This window comes from Providencia sp. PROV272, assembly GCF_049901975.1.
Classification (GTDB): Bacteria; Pseudomonadota; Gammaproteobacteria; order Enterobacterales; family Enterobacteriaceae; genus Providencia; species Providencia stuartii.
Window position 1 is genome coordinate 954,200 of sequence record NZ_CP096291.1, and the last position, 20,779, is coordinate 974,978.

Genomic DNA, 20,779 nt, shown 5'->3' on the forward strand with positions numbered 1-20,779 from the left:
GGGAACGTTCCCGTTCAAATAATGCAAATAAGAACCTATCCCAATAGGATTTTATTCCAGACAATGATGGCACAGGCAAGATGCAGCATTGCCTCATAATTCTCGACCTTCTTCTCCCAACGAGTCAGGACACGACGGTAGCGATTCATCCAACTGTGTGTTCTCTCTACAACCCAGCGGTGGGCCTTAAAATCCGTGTTTTTGATGGCTTCTGATTCATCCTTCCGTGACTGGATATGAGGTTCATAGCGACGACTTTTCAGATACGCTCCCAACCATTCCGCTTCATACCCTTTGTCCATGCACAACCGGAGCCTCTTGCCCGGTCTGCCCGTCTGGAGGGCATCGAGCGTATCCGCAACCAGCTTTATGTCGTGCGTATTTGCTCCAGCGACAACCAGTGCAAGCGGAAGCCCGTTCCCGTCAGTCATCAGACTGCGCTTTACGCCCCGTTTCCCTCGGTCTGTTGGGTTCTTGCCTGTTTTTTTGAGCCTGCCAGCGGTGATTTGGTCATACAACCATCCATCGACAGCCACGACCAGTCAATAGCGTCCAACTGTTCGCAAGCAAGCAACCCGTTTTGCCAGAAGCGTTCAAATACGCCAGCATCCCGCCACTCCTGAAATCGGCGATGAGCAGAGCTTGACGAGCATATACCGGTGGCATTTAGCGCATTCCACTGGCAACCCGTCCTGAGTACGAAGAAAATGGCGTTCATTGCAGCGCGATTATCAACCCGCTTGCGGTGCGTACCCAGCGGGTGTTGAGTTCTATGCTCCGGGATGAGAGGAGCCATTTTCTCCCAGAGTTCATCACTGATTTGCCACTTATTACCTACCATACGTTGCCCTCATAAATTATCATTATGTATTATCTGACAATTCCTTTTGGGATAGGTTCTAAGGATATATATTAAAAAAAACATAACTACGATGAGAAAATAAATATGCCTAGTGCCAAAGATTTAAAGGCCATTGAAGAGCTTATTGCACTGATTGGCGGTAAAAATAATATTATTAGTGTTTCTCACTGCTTAACAAGGCTGCGCTTTGTTCTTAATGACCCTAATATCGCAGAAATAGATAAAATAAAACAAATCCCTTTTGTTAAGGGGTGTTTTAATAATGCCGGACAGTTCCAAGTTATTATTGGTGTCGATGTTGACCACTATTATCAAATTCTTTCAAAGCATCTTGAGTTAGAAACAAAAAGTAAAGATGAAGTAAAGTCTGACGCCAAAAAAAATATGAGTTTTTGGCAAAGGCTTATCGCAAATTTGGCAGAAATATTCGTACCACTATTACCTATTTTAATTTGTGGTGGTTTACTTTTAGGTTTGCGTAACGTTATTGGTGAGATGCCTGTATCGGATAATAAACCTTTAACCTATTTTTATCCTTGGTTAAAGCCTATTTATGATTTCCTATGGTTACCTTGCGAAGCAATATTCCACTTTTTACCTGTTAGCATCTGCTGGTCTGCAACTAAAAAGATGGGGGGTACCCCAGCCCTAGGTTTAGTATTAGGGATCACTTTAGTTTCTCCTCAGCTAATGAATGCCTATAATTTAGGCTCACAAATCCCTGATGTTTGGAACTTTGGGCTGTTTACAATTGAGAAAGTCGGTTATCAGGCGCAAGTCATCCCTTCTATCTTAGCAGGTTTATTCCTCGGCTGGTTTGAGACCCGTTTACGCCGTTACATTCCCGATTATTTAAAATTGGTTATTGTTCCAATCGTCACATTGATTATCTCAGTCTTCGTCGCACACGTTATTTTAGGCCCTATTGGCAGAAGCATTGGCAATGGTATTGCCGAAGTCATCAAGCTATTAATGCTAGGTGACTTTGCGCCTATTGGCTCAGCTATCTTCGGTTTTTTCTACTCACCAATGGTGATCACAGGGTTACATCACACAACCTTAGCGATCGACTTACAGATGACTCAAAGTTACGGCGGCACCCCTATTTGGCCTATTATCGCATTATCAAATATTGCCCAAGCTTCAGCGGTTGTCGGTATCATTATTGTGAGCCGTAAAGCAAATGAACATGAAATTACTATCCCAGCCGCTATTTCAGCCTATTTAGGTGTAACAGAGCCGGCTATGTATGGTGTTAACCTAAAATATGGCTTCCCTATGCTATGTGCGATGGTTGGTGCTTCACTCGCAGGACTGATTTGTGGTTTAAACCATGTTCTATCTAATGGTATTGGCGTGGGTGGTTTACCTGGCATTTTATCGATACAACCAACTTATTGGTTAGTTTACCTGTTCGCTATGGTCGTCGCCGTTGTCGTTCCCATTGCATTAACCGTTATCGCCTATCGCTATAAAGAAAGAAAAGGCACGCTACAAGCTAATTAATATATCATCAAATTTAAGGTTTATTATGAATTACTTATACATTGTTTTTACAGATATCAGCGTGTCTGTTGAGTACAATAATAATAAATATGATTACACCTTTGACACCGTAAATAGTACTTATCATGACTGGTTAAATATCGCTAAGAAAATAAATAGCGACTTTCAATTGATTGACGGTGGCGTTATACAATGGCCAGTCGATGACGATGGAAAAAAATCTTATGTGATAAAAACACAAGATAATAAAACTATTGATGTCGCAAATTTATTTACAGAATCTCTTAATAAGCCATTTATTATTGAAAATATCAGGGAAGTAAATCAACAGGACAGCTTAGAGAGGAAATTCATTCATCGGGAAAAAGAACTTACTTGGTCAATTGAGTATTCCGGTTTAACATCAGGGAAAGATGAGTATTGCCAAGAGTCACTATTAACGGTGGCAAATGGGTATATTGGCCTGCGCGGTACATTACCGGAGATGACAGCGAGTCATGATTATTACCCTGCAACTTATATTGCAGGCCTATATAATCAAGCAACCTCTCAAGTCAACGATCACCAAGTGATCAACGAAGACTTTGTTAATGCACCGAATGGCCAGTTTATTTCGCTTAAAATCGGAGATGGCGACTACATTCATCCAAATAATGTAACCACACTTGCTCTAACCCGCCATTTAGATTTTAAAACCGGTGTCCTATCTTCTGACTGGCTTATTCAAACAACAGACGGGAAACAACTGAATATTCGCTGTTTCAAGTTTGCCAATATGGCAAATATGTCTCATTACTGCCTACATTACCAATTTATTCCGTTAAATTTTTCTGGCGAAATGACCCTTCTCACTCGCTTAGAAGGGAACACTTGTAATGCAGGAGTAGAACGATATCGTAGCCTAAATCAAAACCATTACAGTGTGTTAGAAGGTGGTGCAAAGCAACAAAATGCTTATCTGTTAGCTCAAACTCATCAATCAAAAATAGGGATTGGCTTAGCATCCTCTCTTTGTGGTGATTTCTTTTCACCACAAGACATTATTTGCCATTTTTCTGACTCAGTTGTTGAGCAAAGTATCACATTCAATGCTCAGAAAAATACCCCCTATACTGTTGAAAAAAGTGTCGCGCTAACCACATCTACGGCTTACCCCGATAATTGGCAAGATGTTACGAAATGGGAACTTCCCGCTTGGCAAACCCAGTTAGCAGAAACAAAACAAGCATGGCAAACTTTATGGGATGAAGCTGATATTGCAGTATCAGGGGATTTAATGACGCAAAAATTATTACGTCTACATACCTACCATTTACTTTCATCAGCGTCACCGTTTAGTAACGAAAAAAATAAAATTGATGTTTCCGTCACCGCACGAGGGCTACACGGAGAAGCTTATCGAGGGCATATTTTTTGGGATGAGATTTTCATTTTCCCATTTTATATCATGCACTTCCCTAATACCGCTCGCCAACTTTTACTCTATCGTTATCGCCGATTAGAAACTGCCCGACTCGCAGCGAAGGCCGCCGGTTTCCAAGGCGCTATGTTCCCATGGCAGTCAGGTCACGATGGTACAGAGCAAACTCAAGTTCTGCATTTAAATCCATTATCTGGTCAGTGGGATCCTGACCACAGTTGTCGCCAACGCCATGTTTCATTAGCCATCGCTTACAACGTTTGGCTATATTGGCGTAATACCCTTGATAACCCATTTATGGAAGAGTATGGCTTAGAGCTGCTCAATGACATCACGTTATTTTGGCTTAGCCTATGTCAGTGGGATGAGCAAGACCAACGTTTTCATATCAGTGGCGTCATGGGCCCCGATGAATTTCATGAAAAATATGCCGATGCTCAAGAAGGCGGCCTAAAAGATAATGCCTATACCAATTTAATGGTGGCGTGGCTTTTTAATGAGATGACGACGCTGTATCGCGATAAACGTTTTACTGACAAATTATCTGAATTTGGTTTTTCTGCAAATACGCTCGACAAGCTCTGCCAAATTAAAACGCAGCTCGCTGTCACGCTAAATCAAGATGACGTTATTGAACAATTTGCAGGCTACTTTGCGTTAGATGATCTCGACTGGGAAAGCTATCGCCAGAAATATGGCAATATTTACCGAATGGATCGGATCCTACGTAAAGAAAATAAATCAGCAGATGATTTCAAAGTCGCTAAACAAGCCGACACACTCATGTTGTTTAATAACTTAGATAAAACAACTGTGAAATCTTTAATTGAATCTCTGGGCTACTCATTATCTGAAAGCTTTGCGGAGAAAAATCTACATTATTACCTTGAACGCACCTCTCATGGCTCAACCTTATCGCGCATTGTTCATGCTTATTTAGCCGAACAAATACAGCTCCATGACCTATCGTGGCAACTCTATCAGGATGCCTTGTACTCAGATTACAACGATATCCAAGGTGGAACGACGGCTGAAGGCATACATACCGGAGTGATGGCAGCGACTTTAAATACTACGATCATGGCTTACGCTGGTGTCGATATTCGACAAGATATTCTTAATATCGCGCCTTCGTTACCTAAACAGTGGCAAGGGCTGAGTTTTAAATTAAGACACCAATGTGTTTTGTTCCACATCAGGGTAACTCATAACAATATTACGGTGATGAGTGATAAAGCATGCACAATATCAATCAATAACCACCTCTATAGCCTTGTTCCTAACACTCCTTTTTCCTTAAATTCTAATGAGGGTAACGCTAATGGTTAAAGGACTCATATTTGATCTTGATGGTGTTATTGTTGATACCGCCAGTTACCATTATTTAGCTTGGAAAAAGCTGGCTAGCGAAATCGGGATTGAAATTGATGAACAATTCAACCAATCCTTAAAAGGAATCAGCCGTGTAGAGTCATTAGATAAAATTTTACGCCATGGTAATAAGCAAAATTCATTTTCTATTGAAGAGAAAAATATGCTCTCTGAAAGGAAAAATGAATATTATCTAAAGTTACTTGATAACATTAGCCCAAAAGATATTTTACCCGGCGTATTAGATTTAATTAAGCAGGCTAACCAATACAATATACCTTGTGTTATTGCCTCTGCATCCCAAAATGCGCCAACTATATTGAAAAAATTGGCTATAGAGCACTATTTTCAATCTATTGTTGATCCTAAGAACCTATCCCAAAAGGAATTGTCAGATAATACATAATGATAATTTATGAGGGCAACGTATGGTAGGTAATAAGTGGCAAATCAGTGATGAACTCTGGGAGAAAATGGCTCCTCTCATCCCGGAGCATAGAACTCAACACCCGCTGGGTACGCACCGCAAGCGGGTTGATAATCGCGCTGCAATGAACGCCATTTTCTTCGTACTCAGGACGGGTTGCCAGTGGAATGCGCTAAATGCCACCGGTATATGCTCGTCAAGCTCTGCTCATCGCCGATTTCAGGAGTGGCGGGATGCTGGCGTATTTGAACGCTTCTGGCAAAACGGGTTGCTTGCTTGCGAACAGTTGGACGCTATTGACTGGTCGTGGCTGTCGATGGATGGTTGTATGACCAAATCACCGCTGGCAGGCTCAAAAAAACAGGCAAGAACCCAACAGACCGAGGGAAACGGGGCGTAAAGCGCAGTCTGATGACTGACGGGAACGGGCTTCCGCTTGCACTGGTTGTCGCTGGAGCAAATACGCACGACATAAAGCTGGTTGCGGATACGCTCGATGCCCTCCAGACGGGCAGACCGGGCAAGAGGCTCCGGTTGTGCATGGACAAAGGGTATGAAGCGGAATGGTTGGGAGCGTATCTGAAAAGTCGTCGCTATGAACCTCATATCCAGTCACGGAAGGATGAATCAGAAGCCATCAAAAACACGGATTTTAAGGCCCACCGCTGGGTTGTAGAGAGAACACACAGTTGGATGAATCGCTACCGTCGTGTCCTGACTCGTTGGGAGAAGAAGGTCGAGAATTATGAGGCAATGCTGCATCTTGCCTGTGCCATCATTGTCTGGAATAAAATCCTATTGGGATAGGTTCTAAGTCATTAAAACAAGGTAAACCCGATCCTGAAATCTTTTTAAAAGTAGCGCAGCTCATTGATGTGCCTGCTCAGTATTGTGTTGGTTTTGAAGATTCAATGGCAGGAATACAAGCCCTTAAAAAAGCGAGGATTTATGCTATTGGTATTATCGCTGAAGGCCCACTGCCTGAAGCTGATCGTGAAGTGCACTCATTAACTGAAATAGACATACATACACTAATCAAATAATAAATTATCGGATGGAAACTCTGTTTTCCATCCAGATATAAACAAGGAATAAAGAATGAAAACTAAACTATTAGCTACTGCTGTTAGCTTAGGATTAGCTATGCCTGTTATAACCGAAGCTAATACAAGTTCTCTATCAATAGAGCAACGTTTAGCGCTTTTAGAGCAAAGAACACTTGCTGCTGAAAAAAGAGCAGAACTTGCTGAACAAAAAGCAGCTAACGCGAATTCAGATAATAAGTGCAACGCTCGGTCATGTTAGATGGAAGGACGGTTAGCTACTGATAAGCTATCCTGCTCTTCCGACCAAAGATGAGCGAGTAAGTATGAAGTATCAGCAACTAACCGAAGGACAACGATACCAGATATCGATACTGCGTGAGGATAATTTATCCTGCCATGAGATAGGTATCCGTATCGGTGTAAGCAAGTCCACGGTCTCCCGTGAACTGAGGCGTAACACTTCAGATACTGGTTATAACCCACAACAGGCACACCAGAAGTGCTGTGATAGGCGGCTGTCATCTGCCAAAAGGACAATTCCTCAGCAGACCATAGATTTCGTGATATTTGCTCTGGAGTGGAAGTGGAGTCCTGAGCAAATAAGTGCAATTGGCAGCATTATTGGTCTTAGCGTCAGCCATGAATGGATTTACCAGTATATCTATGCGGATAAGCGTAGCGGTGGCGAGTTGTACAGGCATCTTAGGCAGGGCAAACGGCGATATCGTAAGGGCTACGGGCAGAAACGAGGGCGCATCCCTGATGCGGTATCCATTGAGCTACGGCCGTCAGTCGTCGATGACCGTAGCCGTCTGGGGGACTGGGAGGCCGATTTGGTGCAGGGTAAACAGGGCACTGGTGCTATCGTGACACTGGCAGAACGCAAAAGCCGTATTTACCTGACAAAAAAGGTGTTTTCAAAGGATGCGGTGGAAGTCAGTAAGGCCATTATCTCACTGCTGAGTGAGTATCAGGATGTATGTCACACAATAACGTTCGATAACGGTCTAGAGTTTAGTGAGCACAAGGCGATAGCAGAAGCACTGAACGCAGATACGTACTTTGCCCATCCGTATGCCTCGCATGAGCGTGGGCTGAACGAGAATACGAATGGGTTGTTAAGACAGTTTATCCCGAAAGGAACAGACCTGCGGACAGTGACAGAAGAAGACTTACAACGCTATCAGGGAGCGTTGAACAGCAGGCCACGCAAGTGTCTGGGGTTCAGACAACCTTCGGTGGTGTTTGCGGAGCTAAGAAAGGCGGCTTAGCGTTGCACTTCGGACTTGAATCCGCCTAATTTAGAAAAAGTATTACAAAATCGTCAAGTTATTAATCAGCCAATCAATAATACAACAGCTACGACAAATCATACTGAAGCCCCACATTTAATCGAAACCAATAGCCAATATGGCAAGCTTAAACTTTACGGTGATGTCGAATTTAATACTGATATTGCTAGTAAAAAAGGGCAACTGACCTCAGTAAATACTCAGGCAGGAAAAGATAAAGATTTTGGTGATTATGATAAATGGGGAATTAATGGCCGTATTCTAATTGGACTTGATGGTGAGCGTTCTTTAAATAATAACAACTATGCAGGCTTTTCCGTTCAACCACTCGCTAATATTAATGGACAAATTGGTTTAGATGATGCCAAATTCTACTTTGGTAAAAAAGAGAGTTGGCAAATAAAATTAGGCCGCTATGAAGCCTACGATATGTTCCCATTAAATCAAGATACCTTTATTGAGTATTCAGGTAATACCGCGAATGATACCTATAGTGATGGCTTTGGCTATATCTATATGATGAAAGAAGGCCGAGGAAGAAGCAATAGTGGCGGCAGCATGATGTTTAGAACCTATCCCAAAAGGAATTGTCAGATAATACATAATGATAATTTATGAGGGCAACGTATGGTAGGTAATAAGTGGCAAATCAGTGATGAACTCTGGGAGAAAATGGCTCCTCTCATCCCGGAGCATAGAACTCAACACCCGCTGGGTACGCACCGCAAGCGGGTTGATAATCGCGCTGCAATGAACGCCATTTTCTTCGTACTCAGGACGGGTTGCCAGTGGAATGCGCTAAATGCCACCGGTATATGCTCGTCAAGCTCTGCTCATCGCCGATTTCAGGAGTGGCGGGATGCTGGCGTATTTGAACGCTTCTGGCAAAACGGGTTGCTTGCTTGCGAACAGTTGGACGCTATTGACTGGTCGTGGCTGTCGATGGATGGTTGTATGACCAAATCACCGCTGGCAGGCTCAAAAAAACAGGCAAGAACCCAACAGACCGAGGGAAACGGGGCGTAAAGCGCAGTCTGATGACTGACGGGAACGGGCTTCCGCTTGCACTGGTTGTCGCTGGAGCAAATACGCACGACATAAAGCTGGTTGCGGATACGCTCGATGCCCTCCAGACGGGCAGACCGGGCAAGAGGCTCCGGTTGTGCATGGACAAAGGGTATGAAGCGGAATGGTTGGGAGCGTATCTGAAAAGTCGTCGCTATGAACCTCATATCCAGTCACGGAAGGATGAATCAGAAGCCATCAAAAACACGGATTTTAAGGCCCACCGCTGGGTTGTAGAGAGAACACACAGTTGGATGAATCGCTACCGTCGTGTCCTGACTCGTTGGGAGAAGAAGGTCGAGAATTATGAGGCAATGCTGCATCTTGCCTGTGCCATCATTGTCTGGAATAAAATCCTATTGGGATAGGTTCTTAATACTAAATACGATAATTGGTATTTTGAAACAAATCTATTAATCGAAGATGGCACCAGTATCTTTACCGATGGCGAATACCATGGGCGAAAACAAATCAATAAGAAAAATGTTATCTATGTTCGACCTGTGATCGCTTGGAATAAAGACAACTTTAAAGTAGCCGCCGCCATTGAAAGTAATGTTATTAAAAATGCTTATGGTTATGAAGATAAAAATACAGGTGAGTTTAAAAACCAATCTAAGCGTAATGGATATGGTTTAACTCTAGGTTGGAATAGCTTAAAAGATGATCCAACAAATGGTATCGACGTAAACTGGAGTACGGCTTATTTAGATGCTAGCAATGAAACAGATTTTACTACTGGTGCCAATATTTTATGGCGCCGCTTGCAGCTGGGTTATATTTACGCTCATAATGATATCAAGTCCTACGCATTAAATTATGATAGTGACATCGATAATGAAGTTATTTTTGGTCCAGGAAAATATGATATTCACACTTTATATACTTCATATGAGTTACCAAACATACTTGATATGGATAATTTTAAAATTTATATCGGCGCTTACTACTCTGTAATTGATGGAAAAGATATCGAAGTGAAAAATAGCGATAAAGATCGTTATGGCTCCAGAGTCAGATTTAAATACTTATTCTAAAAATTGAATTAAACATTGAGTGGCTGATTTATCAGGTCAGCCACTCAAGCTATTTGCAGTAACTTACCCTTCATGAAGCCCACATTCGCGTTTAAGACCGAAAAAGCGGGTCTCTTCTTCACTCATACCAGGCTCCCATTTACGAGTGGTATGTGTATCACCAACAGATAAATACCCTTGCTCCCAAAGAGGGTGATAAGGCAAATCATATTTGGTCAGATATTCATGTACTTGGCGATTATTCCAATCAACCACTGGTAATATTTTAAATACCCCTTTACCGATACTCAGTACGGGCAGCGTGGCACGACTCTTCGATTGCTCTCTACGCAGCCCCGAGAACCAACTTTGCGCTTTTAACTCCCGCAAAGCTCGATTCATCGGTTCAACCTTATTAATTTGATTGTATAGATCTATCCCCTCAGTTCCTTGTTCCCATAATTTGCCATAAATAGCTTCCTGCCACGCTGGAGATAATGGGGAGCGATAAACTTGCAAATTCAAATGGAGTTCATCTTTTAACTCTTCAATGAAGATGTAAGTCTCAGGAAAAAGATACCCAGTATCCGTTAAAATAACAGGAATATCGGGCATCACTTGTGTCACCATATGTAGCATGAGCGCCGCTTGTATGCCAAAACTGGATGACAATACAAATTTAGCGGGCAAATTATCTAATGCCCACTCGATTCGCTCAATAGCACTCAATTTTTCCAATTGCACATTCAATGCTGATAAATATTCAGCTTGTTGCACTTTATCTAATTTAAGTACTTCGGCAAGTTTGAGTTGACTCATACCGCCTCCTTCACTTCATAAAAATCGATAGCTGAATTCAGTACTGGTTTCACTACATTAGCGCGAATTAAGTAGTCGCCAAAACCTTCCTGATCTTCCCGCTCTTTTGCCCAACGACCAATCAAATTGTCTAAGATAGTTAAAATTTCCGCCGAACTAATATTCTCTCGATACATGCGCGGAATTCGAGTACCGATACGATTACCACCTAAATGTAAGTTATATCGGTCAATCGCTTTACCTACCAATCCAACTTCCGCCAGCATGGCTCGACCACAGCCATTTGGGCATCCTGTCACACGTAATACAATATGCTCGTTACCGATGCCGTGTGACGACATGATTTTTTCTACTTCACTGACAAATTCAGGTAAGAAGCGCTCTGCTTCCGCCATTGCTAATGGGCAGGTAGGGAAAGAAACACAAGCCATTGAGTTCTCACGCTGCAATGTCACCTCATCACTGATCAAGCCATGTTCACGTGCAATCGCTTCAATACGCTCTTTTTCCGATTCAGGCACTCCCGCAACTATCAGGTTTTGATTCGCCGTTAAGCGAAAGTCTCCCTGATGAATTTTAGCTATTTCTGCAACACCTGTTTTTAGTGGTTTATTAGGCAAATCGATTAAACGACCATTTTCAATAAATAACGTGAGATGCCAACGATCGTCTATCCCTTTTAACCAACCAATTTGATCACCACGTTGAGTAAACGCATAATGCCGAACTGGCTCGAAGGTCACCCCAGAGCGTCTTTCAACTTCTTGTTTAAATGTTTCAACACCAACACGTTCCAGCGTGTATTTTGTTTTAGCATTTTTACGTTCTGTCCGATTCCCCCAATCACGTTGAGTTGTCACGATAGCTTCTGCAATCGCCAGCGTATCTTTCAAATAAATAAACCCAAACTCACTGGCTAATCGAGGGTAAGTCGCCGTGTCACCGTGAGTCATCGCAAGACCACCGCCCACTAACACGTTAAAGCCAATTAACTCCCCATCTTGAGCAATCGCTACAAAGTTCATGTCATTGGCGTGTAAATCGACATCATTTAATGGCGGTATCACTACCGATGTTTTGAATTTACGAGGCAAATAGGTTTTCCCTAATATTGGCTCTTCATCCGTTGTTGCCACCTTTTCTTTATCAAGCCAAATTTCTGCATAAGCATTTGTTCGCGGCAGTAAATGCTCCGATATTTTTTTCGCCCATTCATAAGCTTGTTGATGTAGCTCAGATTGAACGGGGTTAGAGGTACAAAGCACATTACGGTTCACATCGTTTGCCGTCGCTAATGCGTCAAGCCCCACATGATGTAACATTTGGTGTGCAGGCTTCACATCTCCCTTTAAAATACCGTGGAACTGGAAGGTTTGTCGGTTAGTGATACGCACGCTGCCATACAGCGTATGTTCTGATGCGAATCTATCGATATCTAACCACTGTTTAGGCGTAATGATGCCTGCGGGCAACCGGCAACGAAGCATCATCGCATGGCGGGGTTCTAATTTTTGTTCAGCGCGCTCCGCTCGGATATCACGATCATCTTGTTGATACATCCCATGGAAACGAATTAGTAGGAAATTATCCCCTTCAAATCCGCCACTTAATCCATTTTTGAGATCTTCTTTGATAGTTCCACGTAGATAATTACTCTCGTTTTTCATCCGTTCACTATCAGCCAGTTTGCCTTCTACGACCAAAGGCCCGTATTTTTTATCACTCATTAGTAGACATCCCTCTGATAACGGCGCTCCACGCGCAGCTCACTTAAAAATTCATCTGCCGATTCGCTATCCATGTTTCCGTATTGACTGATAATCTCCAGCAACACCTGCTCCACATCCCGAGCCATGTGATTCGCATCACCGCAGACATAGATATGTGCCCCTTCTTCAATCCAGTGCCAAACTTCCTCACCTTGTTCACGCAACTTATCTTGCACATACACTTTTTGTGCTTGATCTCGGGACCAGGCCAATGAAATATTGGTCAACAAACCTTCTTTGACATAGCGTTGCCATTCCACTTGGTAGAGAAAATCTTCAACAAAATGTGGATTACCAAAAAACAACCAGTTCTTACCGGTCGCTTCCTCATTATCGCGTTGCTGCATAAATGCACGGAACGGTGCGATGCCAGTACCGGGGCCTATCATGATGACAGGTTTTGTACTGTCGGCTGGAAGACGGAAATTATCATTGTGTTCAATAAAAATACGCAGTTCATCACCTTCTTTTAGGCGATCAGCCAAAAAGCCAGAAGCACCACCTGTACGAGCACGACCATCAATGTCATAACGTACAACGCCGACAGTAATATGCACCTCATCTTCTGTTTCCGCCTGTGAAGATGCGATTGAATACAACCGTGGGGTCAATGGTCGAAGAAGCTCAACAAACTCTTGAGCGGTAGGCTGAGCGGCAGCTTGTCTCACCATATCAACAATGGGAGTATTTTGTGCATAGTGCAAAAGTGCCTGCTTATCACTTATTAACCCCAATAAAGTCTCGTCTTTTGACAAGTTGGCATATTTTTCAACAATAAGAGGGGTATTTTGTGTCAATTCTAAATGGTGAGTCAGTGCATCACGTAGTGTGTATGATTGTTCAGCCACTTGAACCTTTTCATCACCGGTTAACCATAATAAACTGACAAGCTCCTCAACAAGAGCAGGATCATTATCAAACCACACCCCAAGCGCATCACCAGGCTGATAGCGTAACCCTGAATCCCCCAAATCAATCTCAATATGGCGAACATCTTTTAGTGATCCGCGCCCTGTGATCTTCTGATTGACCGATAAAGATGCGGTAAGTGGCGACGTCTTAGTGTAAGGTGATGAATGAATTTCATCTACGCTCCCTACCTGAGCCGCAACAAGTTGATGAGTACTTTGCGTTGGCACTCGCGCTTTAAGTAATTGGCTCAGTTCCTCAATCCATGCATCTGCAATTGCTTGATACTCTACATCGGCATCGATACGTGCAAGTAATGGCTTGGCGCCTAATTGAGCCAGCTGCGTATCAAAATCTTTACCAGCTTGACAGAATTTCTCATAGGAAGAGTCGCCTAATGCGAAAACAGCGTATGCCGTTTCATTCAGGCTTGGAGCCTTTTTGGAGTGCAAGTATTTATATAATGCAACCGCCTCCTCAGCAGGCTCGCCTTCTCCTTGTGTTGATGCAACTATCACCAATATTTTTTCTTGCGCGATCTGCTTAAATTTATAATCTCCTGCATTCACTAAATTCACATTGAGCTTTTCGCTGAGCAACTTTTCTCTAAGTTGTTCAGATAAACGGCGCGCGTTGCCAGTTTGTGAAGCAGAAATGATTGTAATCGTTTCGTCCTGTGGCACGGGTGCACTCACAGGTGTACTAGTCACTGTATTTTGGTTTACCATTCCCCACAAATATCCAGACAACCAAGCTAATTGGTGAGATGAAAAATCATCCACGGCTGTCTGTAAGCGTGCAAGTTGCTCCATAGATATTGGCAATGCCGAAATTGGAGACTGTTTTTTTGTCATTATCTTATAACCCCAGAGTTGCTCATCATAAATTACTACCCCGATAGTTTGTCAGGTTATAACACCCTTTCGTAACGGGATAAGAAACGATCGCCATAACTAATAGCTAAAAAGCCTAATGAAAATAGTTAGTGAATCATACTCATAAAAATGGTTAGTGATAATTCGACAAAATAAGATGCTCGGAGTACAAATTACAGTAGAATACGCTGCATTTCGATTTATAAGGAGTTAGTTATGAGAACAAGCATCTATAAAGATTTTCATTTTGAAGCGGCACACAAACTTCCCTATGTACCTGAAGGTCATAAATGCGGTCGCCTCCATGGCCATTCTTTCATGGTAAGATTAGAGCTGACAGGCGAAGTCGAGGAAAAAAGTGGATGGCTTATCGATTTTAGTGATGTCAAAAAAGCATTTAAGCCAATTTTAGATCAACTCGACCATTATTACTTAAATGATATTGAAGGCCTCGAAAATCCAACCAGCGAGGTGCTGGCAAGCTGGATTTGGCATAAAACCAAACCCCTCTTACCATTACTCAGTGCCGTGACAGTGAAAGAAACCTGTAATGCTGGTTGTATTTACCGCGGCGAATAGACACTTTCTGGTATGCCGTGTTCAACGCGGCACATCAGGCGATATTAAGATATTTATGGGTTTGAATAGAAAGACGCCAATTTCGCGCAATACACGTATCGATACATAACTTGGTTGCTAAGCTTTTTTGGCTAATAGGCTGTAATGCAACAACTGGCGTATGTTTTTCGGTTCGTTTTGCCAACAATTTATCCAACTCTTCAATGTCTTTTTCACGCGCAACAGGGTGCTTGATTTCATTTGCTCGGTTAATTGATTCCGTAAGCACCTGTAATCCCCCTTTCATCCCCACTTTTGGTGATACCGTTACCCATGTTTTATCTGAGCATTGAATAGGATAAGTGCCACTCGTTTCAATTTGGCACTGATAGCCTTGATTTTCTAACTCACACGTTAAAGGAAGCAGATCGTAAATACACGGCTCTCCCCCTGTGATAACAATATGTTTAGCTGTATACCCTTGTTTTTTCATGAGGTTGATTAATTCATGACTATCCGCCAGCGCCCATGTATCTGTATCAACGGTTTTTAGTGCAATATCACCAAGTGTTGTTGCTTTGCTCTCTTCTTTCTCCCAAGTATGTTTGGTGTCGCACCAACTGCAACCCACTGGGCAGCCTTGCAAGCGAATAAAAACAGCAGGAACACCGGTGAACACACCTTCACCTTGTAATGTTTGAAAAATTTCATTGATTGGGTAATTCATCGCACTCTCTGGCATTGTCATCTTAATACGTATTATATCGCAGATATCTATCCGCGGTTAACCCACTTTATGGTAATGTAAACAGCTTGGATTTGATAAAGCACATCTGATTAAAAAAACCGAAACGATATTCGGTAATTAAAGACAGGACAAAAAATGCAAAGTAGTAAAAAAAATCAACTCAGAAAGGGACTGAGTGTCAGGCACATTCGCTTTATGGCCTTAGGGTCAGCGATTGGTACAGGCCTCTTTTATGGCTCCGCTTCAGCCATACAAGCAGCCGGCCCCGCAGTACTCATCGCTTATATGATAGGGGGCGCTGCCGTTTTTATGGTTATGCGTGCTTTAGGTGAAATGGCGGTTCATAACCCAGTTCCAGGGTCATTTTCTCACTATGCCAGCCACTATATGGGGCCATTAGCAGGCTTTCTAACCGGATGGAACTATGTTTTCGAAATGCTGGTTGTCTGCCTTGCAGATATCACCGCCTTCGGGATGTATATGGGCTTTTGGTTCCCTCATGTTGATCAATGGGTATGGGTACTCAGCATCGTTTTATTTATCGGTGCGCTGAATTTATGTCACGTTAAAATATTTGGTGAGCTTGAATTCTGGTTATCGATAGTCAAAGTGACCGCAATTATTGCCATGATTATCGGTGGTGCCTTCTTAATGTTCTACGGTTTTGGTAAAGAGACAGACCACGCTGTCGGCTTGCAAAACCTATGGGAACATGGTGGTTTTATGCCGCATGGCATTACTGGCGTTATTGCCTCTCTCGCCATTGTTATGTTTGCATTTGGTGGGATTGAAGTGATTGGTATCACCGCAAGCGAAGCTCAAAACCCAGAGAAAACCATCCCTAAAGCAATTAATGCCGTGCCTATTAGGATCTTGCTATTCTATGGTTTAACACTCTTTATCTTAATGTGTATCTATCCATGGAACCAAATTGGGCAAAACGGTAGCCCATTCGTGCAAATTTTTTCTAGTCTGAATATTTCTTCTGCCGCAAACATTCTAAACATCGTTGTTATCACCGCCGCCATTTCGGCCATTAACAGTGATATTTTTGGTGCTGGTCGAATGATGTACGGCATGGCTCAAGATAAACAAGCACCTAGCGCTTTCACTAAGTTGACACGCAATGGTGTGCCATGGGTAACCGTCTTGGTGATGTCAGCCGTTATGCTGCTTGGCGTATACTTAAATTACCTTTTACCTGAGCGAATTTTCGTGATTATTGCTTCAATTGCAACGTTTGCCACTGTTTGGGTATGGTTAATGATCTTGCTTTCGCAGGTTGCTATGCGCCGTAAAATGAGCCAAGAAGAGGTTAAACAGCTCAAGTTCCCTGTACCATTTTGGCCGGTCGGCCCTATGGTGACGATTGCCTTTATGGTATTTGTTATCGCATTACTTGGGTTCTTTGAAAACACACGAGTGGCTTTAATCGTCGGTTGTGTTTGGGTTGTGATACTTACTGTTGCCTACTTTATAATGCGCGATTACCAAAAAAATAATTAAAATAATCCTATCTGCAAAACACAACATAACGCCCCATCATTGATGGGGCGTTTTATCATTAACTTTCTAATTCAAGAGCCTGCTCAAGGTCGGCAATCAAATCATTTACATCCTCTAGTCCAATCGATAATCTCAGTAATCCATCACTTATCCCATAATATTGTCGTTCTTCTGGTGTATAAGTTGAATGTGTCATACTTGCAGGGTGTTGTGCTAAGGATTCACAATCCCCCAAGCTCACTGCTCGTGAAAATAGCGTTAAACGATTTAAAAAGCGTTTACCTGATTCCATGCCGCCTTTAATTTCACAGGCAATCATGCCGCCAGGTAATTTCATTTGTTTTTTGGCTAGCTCATATTGTTTAAAGCTCGGCAAGCCTGGATAAATGACAAATGCAATTTTAGGATGAGAAGAGAGATATTGTGCTATCTGTTGAGCGCTCTTCACAATACGCTCCATACGAACAGAGAGCGTTTTCATTCCTCGCATAATCAAACTCGCATCATGAGGTGATAAACACGCTCCCGTCATATCTTTTAACCCAACTAGCCGGATCTGCTTCGCTATTTCCTTTGTTGTTATGGCTGCGCCTGCAATAACATCACCATGACCACTCATATACTTGGTTAATGAATGGATCACAATATCAACGCCTAAAGTGATTGGCTTTTGTAGATAAGGAGTACAATAGGTGTTATCAACAACGACAATAATATTATGCTCCTTTGCAATATTCGTTACCGCTTGTATATCCACCAAGCGCATATCAGGATTAGCTGGGGATTCAAAAAAAATCATTTTCGTCTTTTTGCTGATCGCTTGAGCTACATTTTTAGGGTCACTCATATCAATGTGGCGTACCTGAATACCGAATCGCTCGAGTCCATTATGAAAAAAGGAATAAGTACACCCATAAACCGTCATATCAACTAATAGTTCATCACCTGGGTTCATTAGAGACCAAAAAGTCGATGTAATGGCTCCCATTCCTGACGAAAATACAATCGCTGCTTCACCTTCTTCTAAATCAGCGAGCCTTTTTTCTAACAAATCTAGCGTAGGATTATTAATTCTTGTGTAAATATACCCTTCTTTCTCACCACTGAAACAGGCGGCTCCCTCTTCCGCACTGCTAAATGAATAAGTTGAGGTTTGATATATAGGCGGAACCAACGCCCCTTTGTTTTCACGCTGGTCATAAAAACTGTGTATTATTCGAGTATCAAAAGCATTCCTCTGATTTAAGCTCATACCACTCTCCTAAAAAATTACTTCTCATTGGATTGAGGTATCCTAGAACCCATAATCTGCAACGTTCTTAATAGGATACTAATCCCCCGTAAAGTATTTGGATCTTTTAACAAGCTATAAACTGAACGAAAATTATGCGTTTTATCATCATATATCGCCTCCATCTTAGCCATGTTATATGCCGTTCCTAGCTCCCAAACTGGCGTTAACGTGTCTTCGAATGAATTGGATAATTTTTCAACCGTACCTAAATCAAGAATATCAACAAGGTCAGAAACTAAAGAAAGTAGATCAACGATATTATCTAAGCGTTTTAAATGCAGCAGTGGTGATATTTTCTCGGCGAAATGATCTACAGACTCTGAATTAAGTAGCTCAATAAGTTTGGAGTGCGTATTTTCATTTGACATGATAATTACCCTCTTACACTAAACCACGGATAGCAGCCCAATAAAGACCTCTATTGAAACTATTTCTGAGTAGTCCTCCCACCTTAGTTGCAGGTATTGGGATAACATCATGTTTATAGTCATACTGTAATGGCATACCTGCATTTAATCCCATTTGAGCAACGGCTTGTACACGCCCATCATAAATAGCCGCAGGATAACCATAAGTTAATTCACCAAAAATATTATCAGCAATAATCCCAGCTTGGTTATGACAGCTCCCTCCTGCTTTACTGATAGGCAAATCAACGGTATCACCGATTACATACACTCCATCTGTGCCGTAGACTTGCATGGTCTCATGATCTGTTGGGAGCCAGCCTTCACCATTATTGTGCTCACTTAAGCCTGTATTAATCACAGCTTCAACAGCTGTAATTGGCGGAGTGCTAATTAAAATATCAAAAGGCTGCTCATCACCTTCTTGTGAATAAGCGACTTTCTTGTCTGGATCTACTTTACTTAATGTAAAACCTCGTTGGGCTTTAATATTTTTTATATTAAAAATCTCAGGGATAGCTTCACAAACAGGTTGTTGAAGGAAAAGGCAATTACGTAATAATTGAGAGACTGTCGGGTAGGTGTATACAATTTCAATATTGTCTCTTACGCGACGTTTACGTAAAAATTCATCTAACATCAATGTCGTTTCCATTGGTGCGATACCACATTGATGAGGAACATTTGGCGTTTCAGGAAATGATACGGTGATAAAGATCCTACCTTTTTCAATTTTTGATAATTGATCTGCTAACTTTCTTGCTGGCTCATAAGAATAGAAGTGGTTACCTATTTCTTTTAACCCTTCTATTCTATCTGGCCTAGGAACACATCCTGTCGCGATAACTAAGTAAGGCGGATTCAAGTCCGAAGTGCAACGCTAAGCCGCCTTTCTTAGCTCCGCAAACACCACCGAAGGTTGTCTGAACCCCAGACACTTGCGTGGCCTGCTGTTCAACGCTCCCTGATAGCGTTGTAAGTCTTCTTCTGTCACTGTCCGCAGGTCTGTTCCTTTCGGGATAAACTGTCTTAACAACCCATTCGTATTCTCGTTCAGCCCACGCTCATGCGAGGCATACGGATGGGCAAAGTACGTATCTGCGTTCAGTGCTTCTGCTATCGCCTTGTGCTCACTAAACTCTAGACCGTTATCGAACGTTATTGTGTGACATACATCCTGATACTCACTCAGCAGTGAGATAATGGCCTTACTGACTTCCACCGCATCCTTTGAAAACACCTTTTTTGTCAGGTAAATACGGCTTTTGCGTTCTGCCAGTGTCACGATAGCACCAGTGCCCTGTTTACCCTGCACCAAATCGGCCTCCCAGTCCCCCAGACGGCTACGGTCATCGACGACTGACGGCCGTAGCTCAATGGATACCGCATCAGGGATGCGCCCTCGTTTCTGCCCGTAGCCCTTACGATATCGCCGTTTGCCCTGCCTAAGATGCCTGTACAACTCGCCACCGCTACGCTTATCCGCATAGATATACTGGTAAATCCATTCATGGCTGACGCTAAGACCAATAATGCTGCCAATTGCACTTATTTGCTCAGGACTCCACTTCCACTCCAGAGCAAATATCACGAAATCTATGGTCTGCTGAGGAATTGTCCTTTTGGCAGATGACAGCCGCCTATCACAGCACTTCTGGTGTGCCTGTTGTGGGTTATAACCAGTATCTGAAGTGTTACGCCTCAGTTCACGGGAGACCGTGGACTTGCTTACACCGATACGGATACCTATCTCATGGCAGGATAAATTATCCTCACGCAGTATCGATATCTGGTATCGTTGTCCTTCGGTTAGTTGCTGATACTTCATACTTACTCGCTCATCTTTGGTCGGAAGAGCAGGATAGCTTATCAGTAGCTAACCGTCCTTC

At 42.6% G+C, this 20,779-nt stretch carries 15 protein-coding genes and 6 pseudogenes; 12 read left to right on the top strand and 9 right to left on the bottom strand.

The window, feature by feature from the left end; genetic code table 11:
- Positions 1 to 35: 35 nt before the first annotated feature.
- Positions 36 to 841, bottom strand: a pseudogene (locus M1E93_RS04235) (IS5 family transposase).
- Between the two features lie 105 nt (positions 842 to 946).
- Between M1E93_RS04235 and treB the strand changes: the two are divergent.
- The 10 genes and pseudogenes from treB to M1E93_RS04285 form a co-directional block, all read left to right on the top strand.
- The gene (gene treB, locus M1E93_RS04240; RefSeq protein ID WP_004922928.1) at positions 947 to 2,368 is read left to right on the top strand and encodes a PTS trehalose transporter subunit IIBC; all 1,422 of its coding nucleotides are present in this window, start codon (positions 947 to 949) and stop codon (positions 2,366 to 2,368) included.
- 25 nt (positions 2,369 to 2,393) lie between these two features.
- Positions 2,394 to 5,117, top strand: a complete 2,724-nt coding sequence (locus tag M1E93_RS04245) for a glycoside hydrolase family 65 protein (protein ID WP_392504977.1) — start codon at positions 2,394 to 2,396, stop codon at positions 5,115 to 5,117.
- A complete protein-coding gene (gene pgmB / locus M1E93_RS04250) occupies positions 5,110 to 5,565 on the top strand; it encodes a beta-phosphoglucomutase (protein WP_426207138.1) in 456 nt (151 codons plus the stop codon). The genes M1E93_RS04245 and pgmB overlap by 8 nt, the downstream gene beginning before the upstream one ends.
- Before the next feature lie 67 nt (positions 5,566 to 5,632).
- A pseudogene (locus tag M1E93_RS04255) lies at positions 5,633 to 6,393 on the top strand (IS5 family transposase).
- On the top strand, positions 6,390 to 6,629 hold the full coding sequence (locus tag M1E93_RS04260) for an HAD family hydrolase (protein ID WP_426207273.1): 240 nt from the start codon (positions 6,390 to 6,392) through the stop codon (positions 6,627 to 6,629). Before M1E93_RS04255 ends, M1E93_RS04260 begins: the two are co-directional and overlap by 4 nt.
- Before the next feature lie 55 nt (positions 6,630 to 6,684).
- Positions 6,685 to 6,891: a hypothetical protein gene (locus M1E93_RS04265; protein ID WP_426207139.1), complete on the top strand. Its 207-nt coding sequence runs from the start codon at positions 6,685 to 6,687 to the stop codon at positions 6,889 to 6,891.
- 64 nt (positions 6,892 to 6,955) lie between these two features.
- Positions 6,956 to 7,903, top strand: coding sequence for an IS30 family transposase (locus M1E93_RS04270; protein WP_140035165.1), 948 nt, complete (start codon positions 6,956 to 6,958; stop codon positions 7,901 to 7,903).
- 30 nt (positions 7,904 to 7,933) lie between these two features.
- Positions 7,934 to 8,497 (top strand): annotated as a pseudogene (locus M1E93_RS04275) (carbohydrate porin); the annotation flags it as partial.
- 99 nt (positions 8,498 to 8,596) lie between these two features.
- A pseudogene (locus M1E93_RS04280) lies at positions 8,597 to 9,357 on the top strand (IS5 family transposase).
- Between the two features lie 12 nt (positions 9,358 to 9,369).
- Positions 9,370 to 10,026 (top strand): annotated as a pseudogene (locus M1E93_RS04285) (carbohydrate porin); the annotation flags it as partial.
- Positions 10,027 to 10,089: 63 nt separating this feature from the next.
- On the opposite strand, the gene M1E93_RS04290 reads toward M1E93_RS04285, so the two are convergent.
- The 3 genes from M1E93_RS04290 to cysJ are packed head-to-tail and all read right to left on the bottom strand — an operon-like array spanning position 10,090 to position 14,356.
- Entirely contained in the window at positions 10,090 to 10,824 is a 735-nt protein-coding gene (locus M1E93_RS04290; protein ID WP_014656638.1) for a phosphoadenylyl-sulfate reductase, read from the bottom strand.
- Positions 10,821 to 12,551 (bottom strand): assimilatory sulfite reductase (NADPH) hemoprotein subunit, encoded by a 1,731-nt coding sequence (gene cysI / locus M1E93_RS04295; protein WP_426207140.1) that lies wholly within the window; start codon positions 12,549 to 12,551, stop codon positions 10,821 to 10,823. Before cysI ends, M1E93_RS04290 begins: the two co-directional genes overlap by 4 nt.
- A complete protein-coding gene (gene cysJ / locus M1E93_RS04300; RefSeq protein ID WP_318564701.1) occupies positions 12,551 to 14,356 on the bottom strand; it encodes an NADPH-dependent assimilatory sulfite reductase flavoprotein subunit in 1,806 nt (601 codons plus the stop codon). The genes cysI and cysJ overlap by 1 nt, the downstream gene beginning before the upstream one ends.
- A gap of 237 nt (positions 14,357 to 14,593) precedes the next feature.
- Between cysJ and queD the strand changes: the two genes are divergently transcribed.
- Positions 14,594 to 14,956 (top strand): 6-carboxytetrahydropterin synthase QueD, encoded by a 363-nt coding sequence (queD, locus tag M1E93_RS04305; protein ID WP_004922942.1) that lies wholly within the window; start codon positions 14,594 to 14,596, stop codon positions 14,954 to 14,956.
- A 34-nt stretch (positions 14,957 to 14,990) separates the two neighbouring features.
- Here queD and queE read toward each other — a convergent pair whose 3' ends face one another.
- Positions 14,991 to 15,662 (bottom strand): 7-carboxy-7-deazaguanine synthase QueE, encoded by a 672-nt coding sequence (queE, locus tag M1E93_RS04310; RefSeq protein ID WP_426207274.1) that lies wholly within the window; start codon positions 15,660 to 15,662, stop codon positions 14,991 to 14,993.
- A gap of 156 nt (positions 15,663 to 15,818) precedes the next feature.
- Here queE and M1E93_RS04315 point away from each other — a divergent pair, with 156 nt between their 5' ends.
- The gene (locus M1E93_RS04315) at positions 15,819 to 17,189 is read left to right on the top strand and encodes an amino acid permease (RefSeq protein ID WP_040132396.1); all 1,371 of its coding nucleotides are present in this window, start codon (positions 15,819 to 15,821) and stop codon (positions 17,187 to 17,189) included.
- Positions 17,190 to 17,247: 58 nt separating this feature from the next.
- Here the strand turns inward: M1E93_RS04315 and M1E93_RS04320 are convergent, their stop codons facing one another.
- The 4 genes and pseudogenes from M1E93_RS04320 to M1E93_RS04335 all read right to left on the bottom strand — a co-directional run bounded on the left by M1E93_RS04320 (position 17,248) and on the right by M1E93_RS04335 (position 20,718).
- Positions 17,248 to 18,441 carry a methionine gamma-lyase gene (locus M1E93_RS04320; RefSeq protein WP_004922949.1) on the bottom strand — a complete coding sequence of 398 codons (1,194 nt, stop codon included), beginning with the start codon at positions 18,439 to 18,441 and terminating at the stop codon, positions 17,248 to 17,250.
- 17 nt (positions 18,442 to 18,458) lie between these two features.
- A complete protein-coding gene (locus M1E93_RS04325; protein ID WP_014656645.1) occupies positions 18,459 to 18,851 on the bottom strand; it encodes a hypothetical protein in 393 nt (130 codons plus the stop codon).
- A gap of 13 nt (positions 18,852 to 18,864) precedes the next feature.
- Positions 18,865 to 19,743 (bottom strand): annotated as a pseudogene (locus M1E93_RS04330) (NAD(P)/FAD-dependent oxidoreductase); the annotation flags it as partial.
- Positions 19,744 to 19,770: 27 nt separating this feature from the next.
- Entirely contained in the window at positions 19,771 to 20,718 is a 948-nt protein-coding gene (locus M1E93_RS04335) for an IS30 family transposase (protein WP_140035165.1), read from the bottom strand.
- Positions 20,719 to 20,779: the final 61 nt, after the last annotated feature.